This window comes from Prevotella merdae (assembly GCF_900290275.1).
GTDB classification, from domain to species: Bacteria; Bacteroidota; Bacteroidia; order Bacteroidales; family Bacteroidaceae; genus Prevotella; species Prevotella merdae.
Genome location: NZ_LT985323.1, coordinates 233,645 through 251,166, shown reverse-complemented (window position 1 = coordinate 251,166; position 17,522 = coordinate 233,645). Strand labels below are relative to the sequence as shown.

Annotated in this window: 15 protein-coding genes; 2 read left to right on the top strand and 13 right to left on the bottom strand. The window is 47.1% G+C overall.

Going from position 1 to position 17,522, the window contains the following annotated elements; translation table 11 throughout:
• Positions 1-49: 49 nt before the first annotated feature.
• Positions 50-1,069 (top strand): tyrosine-type recombinase/integrase, encoded by a 1,020-nt coding sequence (locus tag C9991_RS01045; protein ID WP_232823213.1) that lies wholly within the window; start codon positions 50-52, stop codon positions 1,067-1,069.
• On the opposite strand, the gene C9991_RS01040 is transcribed toward C9991_RS01045, so the two are convergent.
• The 5 genes from C9991_RS01040 to C9991_RS01020 all read right to left on the bottom strand — a co-directional run bounded on the left by C9991_RS01040 (position 1,064) and on the right by C9991_RS01020 (position 8,929).
• Complete coding sequence (locus C9991_RS01040; RefSeq protein WP_106810795.1) at positions 1,064-2,932, bottom strand: hypothetical protein; 1,869 nt, start codon at positions 2,930-2,932, stop codon at positions 1,064-1,066. The genes C9991_RS01045 and C9991_RS01040 overlap by 6 nt on opposite strands.
• Entirely contained in the window at positions 2,933-7,555 is a 4,623-nt protein-coding gene (locus C9991_RS01035; RefSeq protein WP_106810794.1) for a phage tail tape measure protein, read from the bottom strand.
• Between the two features lie 84 nt (positions 7,556-7,639).
• Complete coding sequence (locus tag C9991_RS01030; RefSeq protein ID WP_106810793.1) at positions 7,640-7,837, bottom strand: hypothetical protein; 198 nt, start codon at positions 7,835-7,837, stop codon at positions 7,640-7,642.
• A 69-nt stretch (positions 7,838-7,906) separates the two neighbouring features.
• Complete coding sequence (locus C9991_RS16575) at positions 7,907-8,410, bottom strand: hypothetical protein (RefSeq protein ID WP_157949329.1); 504 nt, start codon at positions 8,408-8,410, stop codon at positions 7,907-7,909.
• A gap of 93 nt (positions 8,411-8,503) precedes the next feature.
• Positions 8,504-8,929 carry a lysozyme gene (locus tag C9991_RS01020; protein WP_106810791.1) on the bottom strand — a complete coding sequence of 142 codons (426 nt, stop codon included), beginning with the start codon at positions 8,927-8,929 and terminating at the stop codon, positions 8,504-8,506.
• Here C9991_RS01020 and C9991_RS16570 point away from each other — a divergent pair.
• A complete protein-coding gene (locus C9991_RS16570) occupies positions 8,928-9,359 on the top strand; it encodes a hypothetical protein (protein WP_157949328.1) in 432 nt (143 codons plus the stop codon). The two genes, C9991_RS01020 and C9991_RS16570, sit on opposite strands and share 2 nt — an antisense overlap.
• Positions 9,360-9,494: 135 nt before the next feature.
• On the opposite strand, the gene C9991_RS01010 is transcribed toward C9991_RS16570, so the two are convergent.
• The 8 genes from C9991_RS01010 to C9991_RS00975 form a co-directional block, all read right to left on the bottom strand.
• Positions 9,495-9,893, bottom strand: coding sequence for a hypothetical protein (locus tag C9991_RS01010; RefSeq protein WP_106810789.1), 399 nt, complete (start codon positions 9,891-9,893; stop codon positions 9,495-9,497).
• Position 9,894: 1 nt separating this feature from the next.
• Entirely contained in the window at positions 9,895-10,275 is a 381-nt protein-coding gene (locus C9991_RS01005; protein ID WP_157949327.1) for a hypothetical protein, read from the bottom strand.
• 25 nt (positions 10,276-10,300) lie between these two features.
• Positions 10,301-11,551 (bottom strand): RNA-dependent RNA polymerase family protein, encoded by a 1,251-nt coding sequence (locus tag C9991_RS01000; RefSeq protein ID WP_157949326.1) that lies wholly within the window; start codon positions 11,549-11,551, stop codon positions 10,301-10,303.
• Between the two features lie 190 nt (positions 11,552-11,741).
• Positions 11,742-13,118 (bottom strand): hypothetical protein, encoded by a 1,377-nt coding sequence (locus C9991_RS00995; protein WP_106810786.1) that lies wholly within the window; start codon positions 13,116-13,118, stop codon positions 11,742-11,744.
• Between the two features lie 45 nt (positions 13,119-13,163).
• Positions 13,164-15,080, bottom strand: a complete 1,917-nt coding sequence (locus C9991_RS00990; protein ID WP_106810785.1) for a hypothetical protein — start codon at positions 15,078-15,080, stop codon at positions 13,164-13,166.
• A 3-nt stretch (positions 15,081-15,083) separates the two neighbouring features.
• Entirely contained in the window at positions 15,084-16,145 is a 1,062-nt protein-coding gene (locus C9991_RS00985; protein WP_106810784.1) for a hypothetical protein, read from the bottom strand.
• 5 nt (positions 16,146-16,150) lie between these two features.
• On the bottom strand, positions 16,151-16,351 hold the full coding sequence (locus tag C9991_RS00980) for a hypothetical protein (protein WP_106810783.1): 201 nt from the start codon (positions 16,349-16,351) through the stop codon (positions 16,151-16,153).
• Between the two features lie 18 nt (positions 16,352-16,369).
• Positions 16,370-17,509 carry a hypothetical protein gene (locus C9991_RS00975; RefSeq protein WP_157949325.1) on the bottom strand — a complete coding sequence of 380 codons (1,140 nt, stop codon included), beginning with the start codon at positions 17,507-17,509 and terminating at the stop codon, positions 16,370-16,372.
• Positions 17,510-17,522 lie beyond the last annotated feature (13 nt).

Sequence of the window (17,522 nt, the reverse complement as noted above, 5' to 3'; positions counted from 1 at the left end):
TTTCTGGGCCTACGATCCTCTCACAGAAGGACTCAAGAGGAAAAAATTCATGCTCGATCACCTCAAAAAAGGTGAACGAGAAAAGATTGCCACAGTACTTATAACCAAGATTTCCAACCTGCTAATGGCCGGATGGAACCCGTTCGCAAACAACGAGACATCACGTAGCTTCACCGAATGGGAAGTTGTTGTCGAGAGATACAACGATTACACCAAGGCCGCAGAGAAAAAAGGCATCCTCAAGAACAAGACTGCTGTAGATTACCGCAGCAGAATGTCTGGTCTGTTATCCTACATCGAAGAGGCAAATGTCCGAATCAAGTATGTGAACCAATTTGACAAGATATTAGTGGTGGATTTTTTGGACTATATTCTGCTCGATAAGGAAAGGTCGCCCAAAACGCGAAATAACTACAGGACTTGGCTGTCAACATTCGCCGCATGGCTTGTTGACAGACAGTACATCAAAGAGAACTTTGTGGAGAATATTAAGATGATTAAGGAGAACGAGAAGTTCAGAGACCCGATGACACCCGAACACCTTAGAGCACTGGGAGAGTACACGAAGGAGAATTGCCCGGAATTCCACCTTGCTTGCCTTATGGAGTACTACACATTTATCCGACCTGAAGAGCTCCGGCACATTAAAATAGGCTACATATCCATCAAGGACCAGACTGTCACCATACCAGCCGAAGTAGCCAAAAACCGACGACAGCAAACGGTTGCGCTTAACGACACCATCCTCAAGACGATGATAGAGCAGGATGTATTCAAGTACACATCACAAGACTATCTATTCGGCAAGGACCTCAAACCAGGCGGTCAGCAGATAGCAATCAACAGATTCAGACAAGAGTGGGTAAAAGTCAGGAAAGCCTTAAGCTTCCCTAACTCTTATCAGTTCTACAGCCTGAAGGACTCTGGAATCAGAGACCTTGCTAACGCAGAGGGCATTGTTGCCGCACGCGACCAGGCAAGACACAGCGACATATCAGTCACAAACAATTACCTTAAGCATACCAACGTCGTCAACGAAAAGACGAAACATTTCACGGGAGAGCTATAGAATCTCAAAGAAATAGCCTGTCTTCAGACGGCTTATGCCATTATCGGAAACGTTAAGTTCCAACTTTTGACAGATGAAACGACGGTTGCGGAAGATGAATATATTGGTAGGGTCAGGTATCTCATCAGTCAAGAACTTGATGCAATAGAGGTTGTGAGAGTCGATATCGACAGTCACACCTCTATTGTGTGGAAGACTGTCAAGCGATAGCGACACAGACTCCCCCACTCCTGTAAACGCAGGATACATGCGGTAGTCTGTCAGACATATAGGATAGCGATAAAGTGGATCCTCATTGCCCATAGACGTGCGAACAATAGTAATATTGCTATTTACATTGCGCACATAATTGCCGCTGAAGAAGAGACGCATGGTCTCGTTAGCCGACTCCTCATCAGATGTAAGCTCAGAACCTTGCATAGCATCCTGCACGGAAATGTAATAATTGCCGTCGTCGTCCTTTGTCATGGCATCAAGCGATGCGTCCTTAGTGTTTGACATAGATGGCATGATGACAACAGCGTTGTCCATGCTGTCTGCGAAATGGAAAGCACTCTTGTCGGTGTAGCGTTTACGCTGCACCATAGCCACCGGAATCATCTTGAGGTCAACAACATTGTCACTCTCTTTATCACGCACAATTGGATTGAACAAACCACATAGTGTGCGCTGCTCAGAACCGCCATCATCGTTGACATACCATATATAATAAGTATTGTCAACTTTGAAGATGGTGGTACGACGCTCCTTGGCGGTCATAGATTGAGCTGCAGTAGCCATAGAGTCGACTCTGTCATAGGATTTGACCGGGAAGTTCTTGAGAACAGAAAGAGGGATGCACTCACGCCAGTCACGGCCAGTTGAATCGTCGAACTGAAACTCCACGTTAGATGTAGCAAGGTTGGCCAAGCCATCCTCATCGTACTCACTCGAGTACTCATCGAGGCAGTCATAAGAGACTGCCTCGTTGCTTGTAAGCTCGCTTGTTGCTATAATACTCACTGTCTTTGACACTTCGTCGAAGACAAAGGATGCGTTGAACAGCTTGCGGAACTCCTCAATGAAGGTATAGACAGACCAATGAGGCAAGGCATCCTTGATACTGCATGAGCGCCGAGCTGACGCGATATAGAGCCGCGACCACGGCTCAACGTCAAAGTCGTTGCGCTTGATGCTGTAGCCCTCAGATAGCAATACACGCTCCAGAACATATAGCAGATTAGGCTGCACGGCCAACCACTGCATGTATGCCATAGTACCCTTAGGATAGACAACACCATCAACCTTAAGTTTGGACCATGTGGAGACCTGCAAGTAATTAGACACGCAATCGTTAGTCTCATCGTATATCGGATAGAACAAAGCCACACCTGGCTGACCGACTCGCACACTATTGCTGAGATCAACCATCAGCAGAGACGGATTTTTGCTCGCATCGACATAAGACATGCTCAATTGTGCATATCGTTTGGCATCGATGCCGCTGACTATCTGCACTGGCGGATAGTCAATCTCATCGATATAATGTGACTCAAAACGAGAATTATATTTAATCCTTGACTTACCTCCAACAATCTGCAGCTTGACAGTTGACTCAGAGACAGCGGTAACAGTACCCTTGCCACTGATGATGAGACGGTTGTCGGCATAGAGCTTACAATCCTCGTAAGCTTCGGTGCGCTTGTGCACGTCAAATCGGTTGAGATTAGCGAACACTACTTGATTGGCATGTAATGACATCGGGAAGGAAATCTCATAGGTATAAGTACCAGAATCCTCGATGAATTGATTGGCATAGGTGACCTTAATCTTATCGGCAGTGGACGGATACGCCACCTGAGCATTGATAGAGCACTGTATCATTTAAGTACGGGAATTAAGTTGATTGTAGCGGTCGAGATTCTTGGCCACACCTCGATCACCATCGATATACACATCTGCATGAATGCCATCGGCAAGAATAGCCGACAGACGGCCAATGACATCGCGAGCCTCGCCGAGAGCAGCACTAAGCTCAGAGTTGTCAGTATTGACAGTAACCGAGGGAGCTGAGACCACCGTAGCGTTTGCTTGGCCAAGAGAGCGAGAAATGTCCGCAGCCGTAAGTGAAGAGACTGTATTGTTGCGCTGTGCCTCGTCGATGAGACGTAGAGCAGGAAGTACCTGGGGATTGTTGACAGCCTTGTGGTTGGCGACGAACTCACCCTCATGGACAACACCAGCTTCACGACGATAGCGAGAGCCACCAGTAAAACCACCCTCGTAGTAGCCAGCCTCTTGAGCTTGCTGCTGCTTCTTGATTGTGGCAATTTGGATGGCACCCGCAGCTGCAGCAATGCCAGCAGCGATAGGTGCAAGCACCATGTTAGCAGGGTAAGGGACTCCCTTCATGGCAGAGCTGTAGGCAGCAATGGCAGATAGAGCAGTCTGAGCAATAGCCTGGGCAACCTGCATGGCAGCTTGCTTGCGAGCATATTTAGACTTTATCTTGGCGACCTCTTTCTCCTTCTGTTCCTCAAGCTTCTTGGTCTTAGCCGAGTTGTTGCCGGCAGCGTTGATAAGCTTCTCATACTTCTTCTCAGTAACGGTCACCTCGTAGTCAGACTGGGCTGAGTAGTATGAGGACATCGCGCTCATCAGCGGTGAGATGGCATCCATAGCAGCCTGAAACTTGGCGACAAGACCGTTGCACATATCAGCGGTAGCCTCGCCCATGGCAGCCATAGCTTCCTGATGAGAGACAAGACCATCCTGCTCCATAGACTTGATGTTGTCGAGAGTTGACTTGTATATGTCAACATCTGAGGTGATAAAGTCCATGACACCAGAACCTTCAGGATGATCGTTGGACCAAGACGCTTTAGCATTGTTATGAGCCGTGTTATAAGCAGAGGCAGCATTACTATTGAACTGCTCGCCCTTGGAATTACGGAGATTCTCGGCAGACTGTTGTTCGGCATAATGGAGCTTTATCTGCTGCAACATTTCCTGGTACTCCTTCTCCTTCAGCAGGCCCTTGGAGTGCAAAAGGTCGAGACCTGCGAGAGTTATGCGCTGCTGCTCGGCAATATCCTTAGCAGCCCATTGCTCCTTGTACTGGGATAGAAGCTCATCGTAATGCTGACGAAGATACAAATCATGTTCAGTTTCGCGTTGAGTCATCTCAGCACGGGTATCGAGCCACTCTTCTGAGCCTTCCTGAAGGGCTGCTACACGGTCAGCAAGCGCAGTCATATCAATCTCGTATAGACGCTCATTGAGAGCATCTTCGTTGTGGTATATTTCAGAGCCTACATTATGAAAATCATTGTATGCTGCATTAATATGACGCTGACGCTCCTGCTCGATGTCGCTAAGCAGACCCTTTGAATGATCCTTGCTTCGTTGTAGTTGCTCATCAGCAATCTTCTCCTGCCACTGCCCATACTCCGTACCATATTTCTTGTAGATAGACTCAAGAGCCTCGTAGCCACGAATAGCGATGTCATGCTGGGCATCAAGGAACTCTTTGTAAGATTTCTTTTGGTCTCGATAAGCGATAATATTATACGCTTGCTCTTGGTCAGTCTTATCCTTAGCAGCCTTAATCTCAGCCTGGTATGCAGCCTTAGTTGCAGCCTTCATCTCACGCTCTTTTTTCTTGGCAGCAGCTTCACGCTTCTTTGCCACCTTGGAGTCGACATAATTGCCGACTTTGGAAGTGTTAGGATTCCAGTCGGGAGAGACGGTGGAAGAGTCAGAACCACCCTTAGCGACGATAGCATTAAACTGCTTGGCCACACCTACATTCTGCTTGAGATACCTATTGATATTCTTGATACGTGCCTCCACAATGGAGGCACTCTGCTCAGACTCCTTGACAGCAGCGTTCCACTGGTCAAGCTCCTTGTGCTTGGCAATGTTAGCCTGTGTCGCCACCCTTTGCCCTGTAGGCATCATTGTGCCGAAACTTGTGTAAACAGTCTGCTGTTGAGTGCCATTGTAATAATCAGGATGGCGGTCAATCTCAGCCTGCACGGCTTTAGCAGAATGCTTATGGCGAGCAATCTCCTGGTCGAGATCAAACTTCTTGCCCTGCAGTTCCACCATTTTGTTATAGAGAGCTTGTGCCATGGCCGCATTGTTGAGGTTATCAATATATTGCTTGATAGCCTTGTTGTTGGATTCCATAAGCCCTGCCTCATTGGCCAGATTGCGATGATAACCAGGAACAAGCTTCTCAAGAGCAATCATGGCACGCTTCTTCTCGTCGTAGCTGTAGGCGTTAGAATTGACGATATTGGTAAGCTGAATAAGACGGGTCTTCTCCTCAGCTATACTCTGATTCGCCTCTTGCTGCACTTCCACCATATCCTTGTGTGCTGCGCGCATTTTCTTCACTGCAAGCAAATTCTCATAAGCAGCCTTGTTATGCTGTCGAACAGCCTTAATAAGAGTATAGATGCCAGCACCGAGAGCCAGAACAACTGTCAATAAGACAGCATACGGATTTGATATCGATGCAGCTCTCATCTCGTCCATGGCAATCTTAGCTTTCTTTACTTGAAAAGTAAGAAGATAATACACAGCACTTAGTGATTTCATAATACCAATTCTTGCCAATTTTAGTTTATTACCTATACTAATAACAGAATTGGCCATACTCATAGCTGCAGCATTAATTTTTATCTGAACAGTATTAGCAGCATACACAAGAGAGACAGCAGCTATGGAAGCTGCGACTGCTGCAAGTGTACCAACATGACCTTTAGTAAAGACTATCAACTGATATAGCGTCTTCACAAGAAGAGCCGTACTACTAATAGTATATTTTACGACAGGTTGCAGTTCTTTGCCAAGCTCTATGCTTAGATCTTTAAATTTCTTCTTAGCCATATCAAGTTGAGCCTGTTCTGAAGTCATCTGAGTATTAAACTCATTGATGACAGAAGTACCCTTAGCGTAAGCGTCATTAGCAATATCCTGCGCAGTCTTGATGTCAGCGAGCTTGTCAGCCATTACTGAAAAAACAGCCGCACAACGTGAGCCATCCATACCCATCTGGTCGAACATAGGAGCAAGCGAATCAAAGCCACCACGCTGCTTCATAGCACCAAAGAACTGAAGCAGAGCCTCATTGGCATCATTTTTAATAAGAGAGGAGAACTCCTTGACGCTTTTACCGGCAAGCGCAGCGAACTTGGCAGGATCCTGGAACATCTTAGCAATGAGATTCTGCATAGCTGTAGCTGCAGCTTCATCCTGCTGCATATTCTGATCGAGGACAGAAGCAAAGCCCATAATCTGCTGTTGAGTGAGACCCGCCTGTTTGCCTACACCAGCAAGGCGAGCTGTGAAGTCGACAAGATAACCAGCCGATGCGCTGCTGCTCTGAGCCAACTCATTAACAACGGAACCAGTTGCAAGCATTGCACCACGCAAGCCCTTGGTTTTGTCGTCACCGAACATCTGAGCCAATTTGCCAATGTTCTTTACAGCATCATCGCCGAGATCGTCGCCAAGCGCCACATTAATTTTATCAGCGGCATCGACAAATTCAACTGCCATCTCCTGAGAAGTAATACCAAGACGACCTGCATCGCCAGCAAGTTGATTGAGTTTCTCACGCGATGTACGAGTTTCCATCCGTTTAAAAGTCTCATTCAGCTCCTCAACTTGAGTTTTGGTAAGACCTGTATATTTAATTACATCGACCATCTCTTCGTCCATCTTTGCGAAATCTGCAGAACACTTACGTATTGCAAAAGAGACACCAGATAACGAAGCTAATCCTTGTGTAATAGCGCCCCAATTCGTGTTGAAGAAATTGACAAACTTATTCCATTTACTATACGAAATATCCTGCTCCTGGCTGATAGCAGCTATCTCCTTCTTCAGTAGTTTAGCCTTCTGACTAAGATTCTTGAATGCTTCAGAATTATGGTCGGTATCTTTAAGTTGCTCGTTAACGAGCTTAAGCGAGGTCTCTAATTGACGAAGCGAAGAACCGCTGATATTATTGAGAGTGGCGTTAACAAGTTTGTTCTCTTGTTCCCAATCTACAGTGCGCTGTTTGGCTTCCTCAATGGCACGGTTATACTGAGACAAGGTCGCATGAGCAGAGCGTTTGAGTTCGTCAAGACGAGCAGTACAATCAGCAAGATGTTTCTCAAGATTCTTATATTCCTCTTGAGACGTTACTGCCTTCATCTCGCGCCTTAAAGCACGCTGCACTCGCTCGATATCACCGATTGAAGCGTTAGAGAGATCATTGAGAGTCTTTATTGTATCACTGACATTAGAGCGGTAGGCATTGACATTAGCCTCCGCTGACTTAATTTCCTTGTTAATCTCTCTAATGTCCTTGACAGTTGATTTAGAATCGCTCAAGGCATCAGCCTTTTTCTTCTTAAGATCTTCGAGAGTTTTCTGTAGAGCCGTCAACTCGTTCTTTGCCTGTTGGGCATTGAGGGTTACAACGGTCTCGAACGTTTGGGTTGTTGCCATAAAAAAATGCTACTTTTGGTTGATGAGACCAAAAGTAGCACTTTATATCATTAGTATAAAAAACAAGATAAGCGATTGAAAAACTTATTTAATTTTATTCAACTTCTCACGCTCTTCCATGAGTTTCTCAAACTTGCGTAAATACCTCTCTTGCATTTCATCGAATTCCCTTTGCAATTGCTCTTTAGACTTACTACCACGTGAAGGACCTCCACTAAAGGTTTTTGTAACGGCAATGGCAACCACAAAGACTAAATACCAGAAAATTATAAAGTATATCATATAGCAGACGATTTTAATTATTATACCGCAAAGATATAAAATTATCTGCTGATTATGAAATTTTAAATGTTAAATATAAGAGTGTCTATCGCGTCGACGATAGATGAGCCAAACAACAGTTACGATGACTGCAACAACAACGAGGATAGAAGACATTATACCGATGCGGATGAAGAACTGCTCCCATTTTTCCTGCTTGCGCTCGACGAGGACCGGAACCTCAGACTGCTTGACCTTCTGTTCGAGAAGAGCCTGGTATTGAAGACGCAGGTCGCGGATGGAGTCACGAAGAACTGACTCTCTGTCTGAGGATGTGGCTGTGTGTACTGTGCGATTGTGGTCTGTGCGTACTACACGGCCAGAGGTGTCGACTACCGTAGTGGTTGAGTCGACAACTGAGGAGACGCTGCGCTGGAAGTTACGTATGATGGACGCGATAGATCGAGAGACAGACGCTGTATCGATGGACACAGAATGCTGATTGATAGTCGAGGTGTGCTGAATAGTCGGTATAGCAGATGATGTGACGACCGACGTATGACGTGACGACGAACACGCAGAGACTAATGTCATGACAAACAGCAGGAAGAGAAAGAGGAGGAGCGCGAGGGCGCGAGAATAGAATGTTGATTTCACTTTGAACAATTATTAATTATATGTTATTAATTATTGGGCGAAGCGGTTAGCTTCCCAGATACGGCGATTAAGGAGACCTTTGAGAGGCTTGCCGTTGCTGTACTTCCATTTTTTGAACTCTGCTTGGATTTGCTTGAGAGAGGCTTTCGCAAGGATTAGACGGTACAAGGTAGATTTGCGGAAATTGGTGATGCCACAATTAAAGCAAAAATCGACGCAAGCATCGAACTTGCCTTGAGTGTCGAGCTGCTTGATGGAAGAACAGAAGGTTTCGCACGGTGCGAGATCCTGACGAAGCCAGGCTTCGGCTGTAGCCTTGTTGCAAACGGTCTTAGCGGTAACACCTTGTGTATGGCCATAGCCACAGGTTAGCTTACCTGCAGGACAGACGTAAGCGCGAGAACGGTAACTCTCGCACTGCTTGATGTAACGGATAAGAGTATCAGACGCTTTCATGTTTTGTAAAATTAAGATAATCAGACATAAACGGAATGCGCTCAACGAACTTGAACTTAAGAACGTAGTAGAGGAACGAGACAATCATATAGGGTGCAGTGTCTCGACGGAATACCTTCTTGAGATTTTTGAGGATGTTGAGCGAATAGCAATATATCACCAACCAGGTGATGCAGCTGACACACTGGAGAGCACCATCATGCTGTTGCTTGAGGTTGCCGACCGCGTAGATAGCACAACAGAGCACGAAGAAAACTGTAGCTTCCGCTATACATCTGAACGCCTTCTTGAGATCGAAATCCTCATGATTAGCTATCATGCCAGCCATGAAACCAACGAAGAAGTTAAGAACGAAGACAATAATGAGAGAGAGCAGCTCATCTCCGATTGGGCGAAGAAAGGCAAGCAATGCTATAGCGATGCCTGCTAAGAGGTGACGAATGTGTTCAATCATTTTTTCAGTTATTAATTATTAATTACGTGGCAAAGATATATATGGATAGGCGAAAAATAAAATACGGCACGCAACTGCATGCCGTATTGAAAACATTAATAACAAATAAAATTATAGAGGCACTCTGAGCCATTGTTTTGCCTTAGTTGTAGCAGCATCGGCAAACTCACAATAAGACTGCCATTCCGCCTCATAAGCATCATGGTCAGTCTGGTGATGACGCTGTAGAGCAAGCTCATCAGACACTGTATACTTGGTGCGGATGATGGCATTGGCAAGCTCATGATAATCGGTAGGGTCAGCACACTCGACGATGAAACCACCATCGACCTCCTCACCAGTGTAGACGTAAGCCTTGTATGGAGAAGGAGTAGGTTCATCAGCATTCTTCTGGGTAGGCTGATAGTTGTCAACAACATTCTCGTTAGGATAGATGATGACACGATTGGAGTCATAGCGCAGGAAGGTGCGCGGTTCAGTATAAGCAACTGTATAATACATTTTATTCATATTACGTAAATTTGAAAAATGTTTGTCCTTTTTTGCCCTCGAATTGTTTAATCACCGTAGGTGCAGGAAGATCCTCGCGAGAGAAATCCTTTTGAGCCTGATCGATAAGCACCTTAGACCCTGTATAGGCATAGTACTCAGCATCGAGCAGAGTAGGATTGCCATCGCGGTCACGAGCCTTCTCAAACACATAAGATTCTTGCATAGAACCGTCTGGAGCCTCGATGCGAATCGTATCCACTATCTTCTTGAACTTGATGGCAAGCACCTTGGATGTCACCACCTTAGTAATCTCCTGATAATTACCGGACGAGTCAGGCACCGAAACGGTGACCTTGCGCCTATCAATCTTTGAATCCTCTATTTTATAATCCTCTAACAAAATCTTTTTATTCCAGGTATCTGGTTCACCCCCCCCCGTTAACATTTGTTAAGTTATCGCATATCATTGAAAAGCTGATTTTCTGGGAGCCACGCATGTTTTCGAAAGGTGACTTAATGCGGTGAGACTTGATAATCTTACCTAACGATTTTTCCATTCCTAATTTTTTAATCAAATTTATGCAGTCGGCATGCTTAGCGTAACCGAAGCGAGACGACTGTCTAATACGTATTTCTTCTTCGCTGAGACCTTTTTTCTTGAGCTTTGTCACATGTCGCGCAAGCTCCTGCTTGTTGTGTTTGCCAAGCAAGACACGGTCATGGTAAAACACATAGCCACAGATGCGGATGCCCATGTGTGTAGGTCTAATATTATAATCGCGGTTGATCTGAGCGTGATAGTCACGCGAAAGGATAGCAACCGCAAGAGTGCGCACAATGCCGAGCACAGTCTTGTCGGCATGACGAAAGATGATGTTGTCGACAAAGCGCGAGTAATGTGGCAGACCCGCTGCCACATAAGCACGGAACTTGTCTGCGAGATAAGTAGGGCCACGGCAGAGGTCGGCAAAATCGTCGGGCGTGCGAGCCGTGATGATGCGCCCCTCGACATATTTGCGGGTCCAGTAAGCAAGTTTTTCGGGGTCTTGGCCAATGTCGAAGAACCGCATTGCAAGGCGGTCGAAATCGGCAAGATATAGCATTCCAAAAATCTGAGATACCTTGATACCAAGGGGAGCACCTTGAAGATAAGAATCAACTACCTTAAACAGGAGACGCTGCAACTTACCCGGCTTGACCTTGCGCAGAATCTGACGCTTGAGTATAGCATGATCCATCAAAGGGAAGTAATGATGAATATCCATTGACAGATTGTAGGCAACCTCTTGCTGACTGCAGCTATACAACTCGTTGCGCAGGTGTCGCATAAGAGCGTGCTGCCCCATGTTAGGGCGAACAGCAGGACATTGCCACGCAATGTAATCATACAGAGTTGTCTCGTAGGGCAAGATGGCAGCTGCCTCAAGGACATGGTCATGAATGGGTGCGCGTGCTAACTCACGACGCTTGCGCTCCATGACCGTCTTGGGACGGTAAGGAGAAGGAAACCAAGCCTCGTCTGTAAGCTCCTGGAGAACACGCTGAAGGTTGCGCTGAAGATTGGACTCATACTCCTGAATCATCATGCGCTTATGCTTGCCATGCGAGAAATTATAAAAAGCGGCCTGAATGTTGGGAAGGTGTTCGGCTTCGCCACAATCTCGTATTCTATGCACTGCTTAAATTATTAATTATCAGTTATTAATTATATATTGCGGGATTATGGTCGGGATCTGTAAGGGAAAGGCAAGGGCCTTTCGGTGGGTAGTGGTCTGCAATTATAGACCGTCGGGTATGTCGCTCGCCTAAGGCTACGAGACTCGCCGACATCATGCGATATTTTTCTCCGATGGGAGAGGCTCACTCCTACGCAAAATTGTTGAGGAACGCGCCGTAGTTCACATTGGAAACCGTGAGACCGTTGTTAGCATTGAGCGCACAAGAGCCAGCAGTGGAACCATAGCTCGCATGGCAGAACGCAGCGAGACCACGAACGCCAGACGTGATAGCAGGATGAAAGAAACCATCGCAATAGTAAGTAGAACCCGAGCCTCCGAACTCAAGCGGATATGCAATCATGTTGTCGAGATTCATACGCTTGCTATACAGCCAAGAAGCCTCCGACGCTGAAGTTGCCGGTATAGAACCAATCTTGGTGAACTTGCTGACTCCAGTCGTGTCGACTGGAGAGGAAGTCCATTTTTTAAGCGCGTACACATCGAGAGTCTTACTTGATGTTGCTTGCACAGCACAACCGTGCATCATCATATAGATATACTGATACCAGTTCTTGAGACCGAAGAACATAGGTATGTTGTTAATGGTCTTGTTAGTGCCATCTCCTTTGGGGATAGTAACAGAGAATACTCCCGTAGCATCGCCACGCTCTGCAAGAGCATCGATGTCGAGAGTAGCATACTGTTTACCGAAATCGTCAATGACATAATCAATTCCATTACCAAGACCGCCTTGGCGCAGACCCTCTGCAGTAAGAGCAGCCTTGTATGGAGCCTGTATATTGCGGTTGTGGAAGATAATGCGAGTGAGAGCACCAAGCGCGAATATCATCATATACATAGACGCGCCCCAACGCGCACCATTCTTCTCGGCATACTGCTGCAGCTTGTCCTCAGCTACACTCACGACTGGCTTGCCAAGGAGAGTGTTCCACTTTGCATCGTTGTCAGGCTTGTTGTCGCCACCACGATACTGAGCTGTGCGCTTGCAGTAAGATACGAGGATGAGGTTAGTACGGTCGAGAGCAGCTGCGCCTGAGCAAGACATGGATGCGACAGGAATCTTACAGTTCCAATGTCCAGAGATAGGAGCCGTGGAAATAGCTTCGTACTCATAGATGTCATCCTCCCAATGCGCGTAGTACCAGGGGATGTTCCAACCCCACTGATAGTGGCCCATAGAGCCATCAAGAGCAGCCACCCCACCACTTGCAAACTGCTTGTGGTTGTTTGGTGAGAGCTTGCGTCGCGAATGGTCATTGCGCACAAGATAACCGCCCAATCCAAGGATAGAGGGTAGGTTGGCCAACATAGTAAGGTCGCCAAACGGCTCACCTTCGGGCTTAGACTCAGCCTTCTTCCATCGGCAACCACAGTAGGCAGTCTTGGAAGTGATAGCGCCGAGTGGCAAAGCGCCAACCTTGTTGGACGACGGATCGTAGCCAATAAGACGGATGGAAGAGTTCTGGTTGGAGAACTCCTCGATTTCAGAGATTTTCTTTCCCATGAGAAATATTTAATTATTAATTGGTAATTATTAATTGAATGGGGATTATAGATCCCAGCCATTGGGGTCGAGAAGAACGAAGTTGAATCCACCCTCATTGAGAGAGTCATCATCGGCTGTGAGCACGGTGAACGAGCCTTTGGACTTGGCAGCTACGCAAGCATAGACTGCCTTAGCATCGGTAGTAGTGCCGGCGATGGAGCCAGTGACTATAGGGATGTAATCATCATTAGGCACAGCCGTCACCGGGAACTTAATGGTGTATTTACCAGTCTCAACCCTTGTAACCGTGACATCATCCTTGGAAACGCCGTTGCTACTACTCCATCGAGAGAGAGTAACAGTACCAGTAGTCTTGCCTGTACGAACTGCTGTGACAGAACCCATGCAAAAGACCATTGACGGTTTAGAGTATTTATACTTGTTTATTGGCACCCTATTAATGACGATCCAGCCATAGAAACGATTGGTATCGCCATAGCCAAGCAACTCCACTATCTCACGATTTATGTAGAGATCTTTATATATACGGCCACCCTCATAGAACTGACAACCCAGAGGAGCCGTCGCCACATAATTGTCGCTACCTCTCACTCCCAACCATTCGAAGTTGGCTATAGTCAACTTACGGCCGATGCAGCTCATAGCCCAAGGAAGCTCGAGCGCAATATTCCACCCCGACGAACTCATAGGCAGCGACACGTTGTCAAACTTATCAAGAGCAGAATAAGAAGAACCGTCTGCATTTAAAACCGTGCCCTCGTAGAGGACAAACGGCTGTCGGCAGATACCTTTGAAGATGCCATCGTTGGCATTGACTGTACCGTTGAACGTGCCAGACTCGGCATTCACCTCGCCATGGAAGAAGCCCTGCTTGCAATGCAGCTCACCAGTACGAAAATTAAGCCAAAGCGACGGAACAAACCTTGTAGAATCCTCAGGATTGTCGGCATTAAACTGGGTATAAGCGGTATCCTTCTTTGAGGAATTCTCGTCGATGGTTTCGCCGTTGAGTTTGCCGAACTGCGAGAAAAGATAGTCACCAACCATAATGGCCGAACCGAATTTGCCGAAGTCAGACATAACAATCCGGGCGAACACCATGTCATCCTTGGAAACAAGTTCCCAATCATCGTTGTCCGCCGACGGCTCGATGTTGAGAATACTAATATCTCCATCAGGTCGCCAATAGAACCCTTTGTGTGAGACAACTGGAATTAAATCTTCAGTACGTGTGTAGGTGACCCCACTCTGCCACTCACCCGCAAGATAAGACATAGGACCTGGCGAGCCTTGCGCACCCCGTGGACCTTGCGCACCCTCAGGACCACGGAACTGACCGAGAGGATTCCAAGCCTTATCACCAGCCACCCAAATATCCCCATTAATGATATAGGCATCACCTACAGCAGCAGAAGAGCCACCTAATTCTTCAGGATACCACAGTGCCAGGCCACCAGCAATAACACTATCAAGAAGCCACAGACCTTTAGCTCCGGCAGGCACATCCTCTTCAGAAGCTGCATGCCCATTAGCTGTGCCCTTGACAACGAACGAAGTGCCATCCTTGCCATTGGTACCATTAGAGCCATTGCTGACATAAGGGATGGAGATGGTGGCAACCACATTGCCACTGATGATGAGACGGAAATCAACACGCGAATACTTGGCAGCGTCGCCGGCTGAAGGCGTGAGTGTGGCAGGATTGAGGACTGGAACACTCTTGACAACAGAACCTCCTGTATCATAGTAAATCATGACTGACGCGCCACCATAAGGAGACACCTTACCACCGACGGCCTTGTAAGCCGTCACCTTGACCGACTTGACAGTCGGCTCACCTTCGGAATTGAAATGCACGACGGAAGGTTCTGCAACAAAATAATAGCCCACAGCAGGCTCACCATCAGCCCCGTCCTTAGGAGCTGTGATGAGATGGTCATAAGCAACTATACCACCCATAAGCTAAGATTTTTTAGCCTCGATACGGACAGCGATACCACCATACTTGCTGATGACATCGTAAGTAAGATTGCGCTCGGTAACGTCTTTGAGCACCTCGCCCTGCTCATTGGTGAAGGTAAAGGAGAAGGTAAAGCCAGTAACGACATTGCCCGTAGCACGTTCAATGACACGTGGGTTGTAGGTGACAGTAGAACCCACGGCAACAGCATTAGAAGCCTGAGAACGCCCGTGGATGATGTAGTACGGGTCATGTTCATCTGTGACCTCGGCAACGCCATAGTATTTCTTGCCCGAGTAAGTAACCTCACATCGGAAGACTTCGACACCCTCAACAGCGGCATTGTAGACCTTGAGATTGTTGCCCTCGAATTCATAAACCTTTGCTACTGCAGTAATGTCCTGCCACACATTGTTTACAATACGCTGCCACTTGTAAGTGGCGTCACTCTTAACAGGATCACCAGACCGCTGAAGAGTGGGGACCATTTTACACCAGTCGTTGTTGTTGGAGAGGACATTGTCACCCGAGCCATCCTGACCAACATAGCTGATGTTGACCTTGTATGACTCGCCAACAGCCTCCATAATCGGGATGAGCTGCTGACATGTGAACTGCTTGCCCTGCCAAGAAGACTTGTAATATATATACTTGTCCGTATGGTCAGCAGCCGTGGCGAGATTACCCTTGATTTTGAGAGCAGGGAACACCTTTTTGTTGAGTTCTATAGTAGTAACCTCGAACAGCTCTACGAATTTTTCTTTGACCTTGCCATTCTGAAGGATGCCACCCTCATCGGATATATTGCCATAGTACCATTGCTGACCCTCAGACTCTGGGACAACAATACTACCCATCTTCGAAGAATAAGGCTGCGGAAAGAGGAAGACAGGATGTTGTTTAAAATCTGTCTCAATAACTGCGTTGATGGTAGGGTTCCAGTATTGCTGCAGACCATAGCCAACATCCTCCGGTTTAACCCAAGAGACACCCATAGCCGGTGTGAGCACATCTCCATCCTCAAAGGCATAGAGGTGGTCAATCGCGGTAAATGTACTACTCATTGTGCTTAGTGATTTTTAAGTTTATTCATAATGTTCATTGCTTCGGCTTCGGTAAGCTCACGCGCTCCTTCAGTCAATGCCGACTCGATTCCCACGGCAGCCAGGTCGCCACTTGTGGCGATGTAGCCGATGGTGGAATTGCCATGACGGAAATCGGTAATACCGAGACGCACGGCAAGCAGATATGGCAAGAGATAATATTTCATATATCAATATTAAATTAATTAGACACCCTCCTTGTCGGAGGTGGGGAACTGGCCACAAATGGGCGTGCCATCGGGAGACACAATGTAATCGCCGTTAGGCATGGTGATGGGGACAAAGGCAGACAGCTCACGGCAGATGTCGCCCACCTCATGATTGTCGGTCATCTGGTCACGGCTTATAACAGCCTCCGTGCCGTTGCCAAGCGACTCCCAAGCAGCTTTAGCAGACGGCCGATAATACAACTCAATATCGAAATATCTCTGAGGCTGCGAGATGATGCCCTGTCGGTTAGCGACATTGACCTCCACTTTAGCCTTGCGCAAGTCCTTGGTTATAAATCGGGCGAAGGCAAACTCAGGCTTATCCTCCCATTGTCCGTACCAACGACGCAGAGCCACAGCTTCAGACAGCTGCATATCAACTTTAGACTTAGGGTACGCCGTGACACGCAGCAGCACCTTCTGCACAAAATCGACATCAACGACAATTGTGCCAGAATCCTTGCCTTTGACATACCACACATCTGTAGCATCAACAATGTCAACCCAATTGCGGGCATCGTAGTCAAAGCGTTGCCATTTGTAGACACACTTATCAGCACTAACCGGCAGAGAGCCGTTAGTAAGAACAGCCTCGATGGGGAACTGACCGTAACGCTTGAACGGCGAGAAATACACCTTGGAAGTAGACCTAAGCTCAAGTGAGAGACTTAGCGAGGTCTCCTCAAGAGTGGTGAGAGTTTTCGACCATTTGAAATTCTGCACCTTGCCACGCGTCTTGTCAAGATAATCCGCGCTAAAATTGATTTCAACAACCTCGTTTGAAGCGACATTGCGCGAGAACGTGAGCGAGTTGTCCGAGCCAACCGTGTAGTCTGTGCCAGCCGTGAGCCTGCGTTTGACAAGCTTGTTGGCAGAGTAGACAGTCCACACGACATTGACCATGCTGCTCGCATAGTCGCCCTTGGCAATAAGATGCTCAGGATCATCGATGATGAGCTGCGGTTTAAGCATGTAAGGCGTGAGCTGGCGGTTGGGAACGTAGGAACCGCTAACAGCATTGAACTTCTGCACGCTGCTACCTCCAAGCTCAAGCATCGTAAAACTGAATGATAGCGGCTCATGTACCACATTACCGCCTGTTGAATTGATTCTCATTTCAAATCATTTA

Excerpts from the sequence above, each read along its gene's own strand:
- C9991_RS01030 (WP_106810793.1), bottom strand. The coding sequence starts at position 7,837 with ATGATATACTTTATAATTTTCTGGTATTTAGTCTTTGTGGTTGCCATT.
- C9991_RS01045 (WP_232823213.1), top strand. The coding sequence starts at position 50 with ATGCTCGATCACCTCAAAAAAGGTGAACGAGAAAAGATTGCCACAGTA.
- C9991_RS01035 (WP_106810794.1), bottom strand. The coding sequence starts at position 7,555 with ATGGCAACAACCCAAACGTTCGAGACCGTTGTAACCCTCAATGCCCAA.
- C9991_RS00980 (WP_106810783.1), bottom strand. The coding sequence starts at position 16,351 with ATGAAATATTATCTCTTGCCATATCTGCTTGCCGTGCGTCTCGGTATT.
- C9991_RS00990 (WP_106810785.1), bottom strand. The coding sequence starts at position 15,080 with ATGGGTGGTATAGTTGCTTATGACCATCTCATCACAGCTCCTAAGGAC.
- C9991_RS16570 (WP_157949328.1), top strand. The coding sequence starts at position 8,928 with ATGTTTTGTAAAATTAAGATAATCAGACATAAACGGAATGCGCTCAAC.
- C9991_RS00975 (WP_157949325.1), bottom strand. The coding sequence starts at position 17,509 with ATGAGAATCAATTCAACAGGCGGTAATGTGGTACATGAGCCGCTATCA.
- C9991_RS01020 (WP_106810791.1), bottom strand. The coding sequence starts at position 8,929 with ATGAAAGCGTCTGATACTCTTATCCGTTACATCAAGCAGTGCGAGAGT.
- C9991_RS01010 (WP_106810789.1), bottom strand. The coding sequence starts at position 9,893 with ATGAATAAAATGTATTATACAGTTGCTTATACTGAACCGCGCACCTTC.
- C9991_RS00985 (WP_106810784.1), bottom strand. The coding sequence starts at position 16,145 with ATGAGTAGTACATTTACCGCGATTGACCACCTCTATGCCTTTGAGGAT.
- C9991_RS00995 (WP_106810786.1), bottom strand. The coding sequence starts at position 13,118 with ATGGGAAAGAAAATCTCTGAAATCGAGGAGTTCTCCAACCAGAACTCT.
- C9991_RS16575 (WP_157949329.1), bottom strand. The coding sequence starts at position 8,410 with ATGACATTAGTCTCTGCGTGTTCGTCGTCACGTCATACGTCGGTCGTC.
- C9991_RS01040 (WP_106810795.1), bottom strand. The coding sequence starts at position 2,932 with ATGATACAGTGCTCTATCAATGCTCAGGTGGCGTATCCGTCCACTGCC.